The organism is Frigoribacterium sp. Leaf8 (assembly GCF_001421165.1).
Taxonomy (GTDB): domain Bacteria; phylum Actinomycetota; class Actinomycetes; order Actinomycetales; family Microbacteriaceae; genus Frigoribacterium.
The window spans coordinates 110,842-117,186 of the sequence record NZ_LMKB01000008.1; the positions used below are offsets into that span (position 1 = coordinate 110,842).

The window sequence follows — 6,345 nt, forward strand, 5'->3', positions numbered from 1 at the left end:
GACGAGGGTGTCGTCCTAGTTGACACCACCCGTCGGTCTGAGGAAACTACCACTCACTGGTCATGACCGGACAGGACCGGAGGCTCCGCGCTCGACGCGACCCGCGCCTCCGGAACCGCCCCACCCGCACGACACCCGACCCACCCCGCACCACGGCTGCTCACCGACGAGAGGACCACCTGATGACGACGACGACCGAGTCGGCCCCGACCAAGAAGAGGGGCTCGGCCGCCTTCGCGGTGCTGCAGCGCCTCGGGCGCAGCCTCATGCTGCCGATCGCGGTGCTCCCGGCGGCGGGCATCCTGCTGCGACTCGGGCAGGCCGACCTCCTCGGCGCGATCCCCGGCTTCGAGACGGGCGCCTCGGTGATCGGCGCAGCCGGGCAGGCGGTCTTCACCTGGCTGCCGCTGATCTTCGCGGTCGGCATCGCGATCGGCTGGGCGAAGAAGTCGGACGGTTCGACGGCCCTCGCCGCGGTCGTCGGCTACATGGTGATCGACGGCGTCTTCAAGGCCATGTCGCCGGTCGTTCTCGCGGGCCGTGAGACCCCGACGGGCGACCCCGAGGTCATCAACTACGGCGTGCTGGCCGGCATCGTGATGGGCATCCTCTCGGCGATGATCTGGCAGCGCTTCTACCGCACGAAGCTGCCCGACTTCCTCGGGTTCTTCTCGGGCCGTCGCATGGTGCCGATCCTCACCGCCGTCACGGGCCTGGTCGTCGGCGTCGTCATGTCGTTCATCTACCCCCTGTTCAACAACGCCCTCACCGGCATCGGCCAGGCGGTCGCGTCGAACGACGTGGTCGGCAGCGGCATCTACGGCGTCGCCAACCGCCTGCTGATCCCCACCGGCCTGCACCACATCCTCAACTCGGTCGTGTGGTTCCTGGTCGGCGACTACACCAACGCCAGCGGGGAGATCGTCCGGGGCGACCTGAACCGCTTCTTCGCCGGCGATCCGAGCGCCGGGGTGTTCATGACCGGGTTCTTCCCGATCTTCATGTTCGCCCTGCCCGCCGCGGCCCTGGCGATCTGGCGTCACGCCCGCCCCGAGAAGAAGAAGCTGATCGGCGGCATCATGCTGTCGACCGCGCTGACGGCGTTCATCACGGGCATCACCGAGCCGCTCGAGTTCTCGTTCATGTTCGTCGCCTGGCCGCTGTACGTCATCCACGCGGTGCTGACCGGCACGTCGATGATGCTGGTCAACGCACTCGACATCCACACCGGGTTCACCTTCTCGGCGGGGTTGATCGACTACGTGCTGAACTTCAACATCTCGCAGAACTCGATCTGGCTCATCCCGATCGGGCTCGGCTACGCGGTCGTCTACTACGTCCTGTTCAGCTTCGTCATCAAGAAGTGGAACCTCAAGACGCCCGGCCGCGAGGACGACGACGCCGCCGGCGCCGAGTCCGTCGAGGCCGCCACGAAGGCCTAGGCGCGCTGCGACACCCCCTGCTCGGCATCACACCCTCGGAACAGGGGGTGTCGTGCCGAGCAGGGGGTGTCGCGCTGTCTCGGGACGCGGGAGGCGCGCTCGGCCGACCCGCGCCTCCTCGTTTTGACAATCATTATCAGTAGCAATAGCGTGACGACCATGAAGATGCGCTCGCTGCCGACCCTGCTCGTCCTGCCCGCCGCCGCGGTCCTCGTGCTGAGCGGTTGCGCCACGGGCGCCTCGGGCTCGACCGACTCCACCGACGGAGGCGCGATCTCGGTGGTCACGTCGACCAACGTCTACGGCGACATCGCCGAGACCGTCGGCGGGGACCTCGTCGACGTCACCAGCATCATCAGCGACCCCTCGCAGGACCCGCACTCGTACGAGGCCGACGCCCGCACGCAGCTGGCCGTCTCGAAAGCCGACGTGGTCGTCGAGAACGGCGGCGGCTACGACTCGTTCGTCGACACGATGGTCGACGCGAGCGGAACCGACGCCACCGTGATCACCGCCGTCGACGTCTCGGGGCTCGACCCCGAGGCCGGGCACGACGACCACGCCGACGAGGCCACCGACGCCGCGAGCGACGACGCCACCGCAGACGCCGACGCCGACGAGCACGACGACCACGACCACGCCGCGTTCAACGAGCACGTGTTCTACAGCCTGCCGAGCATGGCGAAGCTCGCCACGGCCCTGGCCGACGAGTTCGGCCGGGTCGACACGGCGAACGCCGACACCTTCACCGCGAACGCCGAGGCCTTCGGCACGAAGATCGCCGACCTGGAGGCGCAGGCCGCGTCGATCAAGACGGCCCACGACGGCGACCCGGTCGCCTACACCGAACCCGTGCCCGGCTACCTCTTCGACGCGATGGGCCTGGTCAACGTGACGCCCGAGCCCTTCTCCGAGGCGATCGAGGAGGGCGACGACGTGTCGCCCGCCGTGCTCAACGACACCCTGAAGCTCTTCACCGACGGGAAGGTCGACCTGCTCGCCTACAACGAGCAGACCTCGAGTCCCGAGACCGAGCAGGTCGAGAAGGCCGCGACCGACGCCGGCGTCGCCATCGTGCCGGTCACCGAGCTGCTGCCCGAGGGGGAAGACTACGTGGCATGGCAACAGAGCAACATCGACGCGATCTCGGCGGCCCTCGGCGAGTGACCGACCCGTCCGGCGCGACCTCCGTCGCCGCCGCCACCCGCGCCTCCTCGGCCGGTGGCGGCGGCGACGCCGTGCTGCGCCTCCGCGACGCCGGGGTCTCGTTCGGCGCCCGCACGCTCTGGTCGGGTCTCGACCTCGACGTGCGGCCGGGCGAGTTCATCGCGGTGCTCGGGCCGAACGGTGCGGGCAAGACGACGATGCTGCGCACGATCCTCGGGCAGCAGCACCTGACCGAGGGCAGCATCGAGTTCCTCGGCCGGCCGGTCGGGCGCGGCCACCGCCGCATCGGCTACGTGCCGCAGCAACGACTGATGGAGTCCGGCACCCCGCTGCGTGCCCGCGACATGATCGCGCTCGGCGTCACGGGCCACCGCTGGGGGCCGCGCCGCGAGACCCCCACCGAACGGGCCCGCATCGACGCCCTGGTCGACGAGGTCGGCGCCACCTCGTTCGCGACCTCTCCGGTCGCGAGCCTCAGCGGCGGCGAGCAGCAGCGCACCCGGGTCGGCCAGGCGCTGGCCGCCGAACCGGCCCTGCTGCTCTGCGACGAGCCCCTCATCTCGCTCGACCTGCGGCACCAGCGCGAGGTCACCCGCCTGATCGACGAGCAGCGGCGGGCCCGCAACGCCGCGGTCGTGTTCGTCACGCACGACGTCAACCCCATCCTCGACGTCGTCGACCGGGTGCTCTACCTGGCCGGAGGCCGGTTCCGCATCGGAACACCCGACGAGGTGCTGCGCGCCGACGTGCTGAGCGACCTCTACGGCACTCCGGTCGACGTGATCCGCACCATGGGGCGCATCGTGATCGTCGGCAGCCACGACGGGCACGACCACCACGTCGACGAACACCTCGACGACGAAGGACTCGTCCGATGACCGACCTGTGGTCGCAGCTGTTCAGCTTCCAGGACTTCGGCGAGCTGCTCGTGCTGGTGCGCAACAGCGTCGTCGCGGGCGCCGTGCTCGGCCTGGTGGGCGGCCTGATCGGGCCCTTCGTGATCACGCGCAACATGCCCTTTGCGGTGCACGGCATCAGTGAGCTCTCGTTCGCCGGTGCCGCCGCCGCCCTGCTGCTCGGCGTGAACGTCGTCAGCGGCTCGCTCGTCGGCAGCCTGATCGCCGCCCTGCTGATCGGGCTGCTGGGCACCCGGGCGCGGGAGCGCAACTCGATCATCGCGGTGCTCATGCCGTTCGGCCTGGGCCTCGGCATCCTCTTCCTGGCGCTCTACCGAGGGCGGTCGGCCAACAAGTTCGGGCTGCTGACCGGCCAGATCGTGTCGGTCGACAACCCGCAGCTGGGCTGGCTCGTCGCCATCTCGGCCGTGGTGATCGTCACGCTGATCGTCATCTGGCGTCCGCTGACCTTCGCCAGCGTCGACCCCGACGTCGCCGCGGCGGCCGGCGTCCCCGTGCGCACGCTCGGCATCGTCTTCATGCTCGTGCTGGGCCTGTCGGTCGCGGTGTCGGTCCAGATCATCGGGGCGCTGCTCGTGCTCTCGCTGCTCGTCACGCCCGCCGCGGCCGCGCTGAGGCTCACGGTCAACCCCCGGCTCGTGCCCGTGCTGAGCGTGACCTTCGCGGTCGTCTCGGTCGTCGGCGGCATCCTGCTCGCCCTCGGCGGCGGTCTGCCGATCAGCCCCTACGTCACCACGATCTCGTTCACGATCTGGCTCGTCTGCCGCCTGGTCGGCTGGCGTCGCACGGCCGCCGCCGTGAAGCCGCGCAGGGGCCCGCGGGTACCCTTGGCACCGACCGGCGTCTGAGGCAGACCGGGGTCCGACACACCTGGTCCCGGTGCACCGGGACCCGACGCACCGAGGTCCGACGCACAGGTCCGACACACAGAGAGGCAGGACGCCGTGGTGGTCCGACGCAACACGTGGCAACGCGAGGCCGTGCGAGAAGCACTCGGCACGAGCGAGGGGTTCGTCAGCGCGCAGGCGCTGCACGCCCACCTGCGCGAGACCGGCATCGGCCTGGCCACGGTCTACCGGGCACTCGCCGACCTCGCCGCCGACGGCTCGGCCGATTCGCTGCAGCAAGAAGGCGAGAGCCTCTACCGCGCCTGCACCCCGGGCACGCACCACCACCACCTGATCTGCCGCAACTGCGGCACCACCGTCGAGATCGAGGCCGACGAGGTCGAGACCTGGGCCCAGCACGTCGCCGCCACGCACGGGTTCACCGAGGCGCAGCACGTGGTCGACGTGTTCGGCCTGTGCCCCGCGTGCACGGCCGAGGCCCGCGCGGCCGCCGACGCCTCCGCGATCCGCTGAGCCGCGCCTCCGCGATCCACTGAGCCGCACCTCCTCGTGCCGTCAGCGCGCGCCGACGCGATCGCGTGGCCGCAGCCCCGAGCTCCGAGCCCCGAGCCCCGACCCCGAGTCGGGGAGGCGCGGGTTGCGTGGGTCCGGGCGTGTCGCGTAAGCTCTCCCTTTGGTTGGGCGCTCTCTGCGCCCATGTGCACCGCCTCCCGGCTTCATCGCCCGATCCCTCGATCGGGCAGCGGGACCGGCGCGCCGACAAGTGACCTTGGGTGAGGGCTCCGGCCCTCACGGTATCTACGGAGGAAAACCATGGCAGCAACCTGCCAGGTGACCGGAGCCGTTCCCGGCTTCGGACACAACATCTCGCACTCGCACCGACGCACCAAGCGTCGTTTCGACCCGAACATCCAGAAGAAGACGTACTACGTGCCGTCGCTTCGTCGTAACGTGACCCTTCAGCTCAGCGCCAAGGGCATCAAGGTCATCGACGCTCGTGGCATCGAGTCGGTCGTCAAGGACCTGCTCGCTCGTGGGGAGAAGATCTAATGGCTCGTCAGCAGGACGTCCGTCCCATCATCAAGCTCCGCTCGACGGCGGGCACCGGTTTCACGTACGTGACCAAGAAGAACCGTCGCAACAACCCCGACCGTCTCGTGCTGAAGAAGTACGACCCGGTGATTCGCAAGCACGTCGAATTCCGCGAGGAGCGCTAAAAATGGCCAAGAAGAGCATGATCGCCAAGAACAACCAGCGCGCCGAGATCGTGGCCCGCTACGCCGAGAAGCGTCTCGAGTTGAAGAAGGCCCTGATCGACCCGAACGGTTCCGACGAGAGCCGCGAGGCCGCCCGCCTCGGTCTGCAGAAGCTGCCGCGCAACGCGTCGCCGGTCCGCCTCCGCAACCGCGACTCGGTCGACGGCCGCCCCCGCGGTCACCTCAAGGCCTACGGCATCAGCCGCGTGCGTTTCCGCGACATGGCCCACCGTGGCGAGTTGCCGGGCATCACGAAGTCTTCCTGGTAGGTTTCAACCGGTTCCACAGGGCCCTCGGCTCTCTGGTCTCGACCGCACAGGCATGGTGAACGCCGTGTCTCGTCACACCGAATGAAGTCCGAGGAGGACATTTACATGGCTGACAAGTCACTGAACCGTACCGAGCTCGTCGCAGCTGTCGCATCCGAGTCCGGCCAGAGCCAGGCCGCCGTCAGCGGCGTCGTCGACGCGTTCTTCTCCGTCGTCTCGAAGTCGGTCGCCGACGGCACGAAGGTCACCATCCCCGGGTGGATCGCTTTCGAGAAGACGCACCGCGCCGCTCGTACCGGCCGCAACCCGCAGACGGGTGAGGCCCTCGAGATCGCCGCCAGCGACAGCGTCAAGGTCAGCGCCGGCAGCAAGCTCAAGGCTGCGGTCAAGTAGTCCTCGCTCTCACGAGCACCCGAGAAGGGGCGTGACGACCATCGGTCGTCACG

9 protein-coding genes are annotated in these 6,345 nt (G+C 69.2%); all 9 read left to right on the top strand.

Annotation, left to right across the window (positions count from 1 at the left end):
- Positions 1 to 182: 182 nt before the first annotated feature.
- A complete protein-coding gene (locus tag ASL10_RS14980) occupies positions 183 to 1,442 on the top strand; it encodes a PTS transporter subunit EIIC (RefSeq protein WP_056049777.1) in 1,260 nt (419 codons plus the stop codon).
- A gap of 159 nt (positions 1,443 to 1,601) precedes the next feature.
- Positions 1,602 to 2,609, top strand: coding sequence for a metal ABC transporter solute-binding protein, Zn/Mn family (locus ASL10_RS14985; protein ID WP_056049901.1), 1,008 nt, complete (start codon positions 1,602 to 1,604; stop codon positions 2,607 to 2,609).
- Entirely contained in the window at positions 2,606 to 3,487 is an 882-nt protein-coding gene (locus ASL10_RS14990; protein WP_369794407.1) for a metal ABC transporter ATP-binding protein, read from the top strand. The genes ASL10_RS14985 and ASL10_RS14990 overlap by 4 nt, the downstream gene beginning before the upstream one ends.
- Positions 3,484 to 4,374 carry a metal ABC transporter permease gene (locus tag ASL10_RS14995; RefSeq protein WP_056049779.1) on the top strand — a complete coding sequence of 297 codons (891 nt, stop codon included), beginning with the start codon at positions 3,484 to 3,486 and terminating at the stop codon, positions 4,372 to 4,374. Before ASL10_RS14990 ends, ASL10_RS14995 begins: the two co-directional genes overlap by 4 nt.
- A gap of 99 nt (positions 4,375 to 4,473) precedes the next feature.
- Entirely contained in the window at positions 4,474 to 4,887 is a 414-nt protein-coding gene (locus tag ASL10_RS15000; protein WP_054145907.1) for a Fur family transcriptional regulator, read from the top strand.
- A 300-nt stretch (positions 4,888 to 5,187) separates the two neighbouring features.
- Entirely contained in the window at positions 5,188 to 5,424 is a 237-nt protein-coding gene (rpmB, locus tag ASL10_RS15005) for a 50S ribosomal protein L28 (RefSeq protein WP_043595945.1), read from the top strand.
- Complete coding sequence (gene rpmG, locus ASL10_RS15010; protein ID WP_043595944.1) at positions 5,424 to 5,591, top strand: 50S ribosomal protein L33; 168 nt, start codon at positions 5,424 to 5,426, stop codon at positions 5,589 to 5,591. The genes rpmB and rpmG overlap by 1 nt, the downstream gene beginning before the upstream one ends.
- 2 nt (positions 5,592 to 5,593) lie before the next feature.
- Positions 5,594 to 5,899 (top strand): 30S ribosomal protein S14, encoded by a 306-nt coding sequence (gene rpsN / locus ASL10_RS15015; protein ID WP_043595941.1) that lies wholly within the window; start codon positions 5,594 to 5,596, stop codon positions 5,897 to 5,899.
- 105 nt (positions 5,900 to 6,004) lie between these two features.
- A complete protein-coding gene (locus ASL10_RS15020) occupies positions 6,005 to 6,292 on the top strand; it encodes an HU family DNA-binding protein (protein WP_043595940.1) in 288 nt (95 codons plus the stop codon).
- The last annotated feature ends 53 nt before the right edge of the window (positions 6,293 to 6,345 follow it).

What these genes read in the sequence shown, in the direction of transcription:
- ASL10_RS14980 (WP_056049777.1), top strand. Translation starts at nt 183, where the DNA reads ATGACGACGACGACCGAGTCGGCCCCGACCAAGAAGAGGGGCTCGGCC.
- ASL10_RS14985 (WP_056049901.1), top strand. Translation starts at nt 1,602, where the DNA reads ATGAAGATGCGCTCGCTGCCGACCCTGCTCGTCCTGCCCGCCGCCGCG.
- ASL10_RS14995 (WP_056049779.1), top strand. Translation starts at nt 3,484, where the DNA reads ATGACCGACCTGTGGTCGCAGCTGTTCAGCTTCCAGGACTTCGGCGAG.
- rpmB (WP_043595945.1), top strand. Translation starts at nt 5,188, where the DNA reads ATGGCAGCAACCTGCCAGGTGACCGGAGCCGTTCCCGGCTTCGGACAC.
- rpmG (WP_043595944.1), top strand. Translation starts at nt 5,424, where the DNA reads ATGGCTCGTCAGCAGGACGTCCGTCCCATCATCAAGCTCCGCTCGACG.
- rpsN (WP_043595941.1), top strand. Translation starts at nt 5,594, where the DNA reads ATGGCCAAGAAGAGCATGATCGCCAAGAACAACCAGCGCGCCGAGATC.
- ASL10_RS15020 (WP_043595940.1), top strand. Translation starts at nt 6,005, where the DNA reads ATGGCTGACAAGTCACTGAACCGTACCGAGCTCGTCGCAGCTGTCGCA.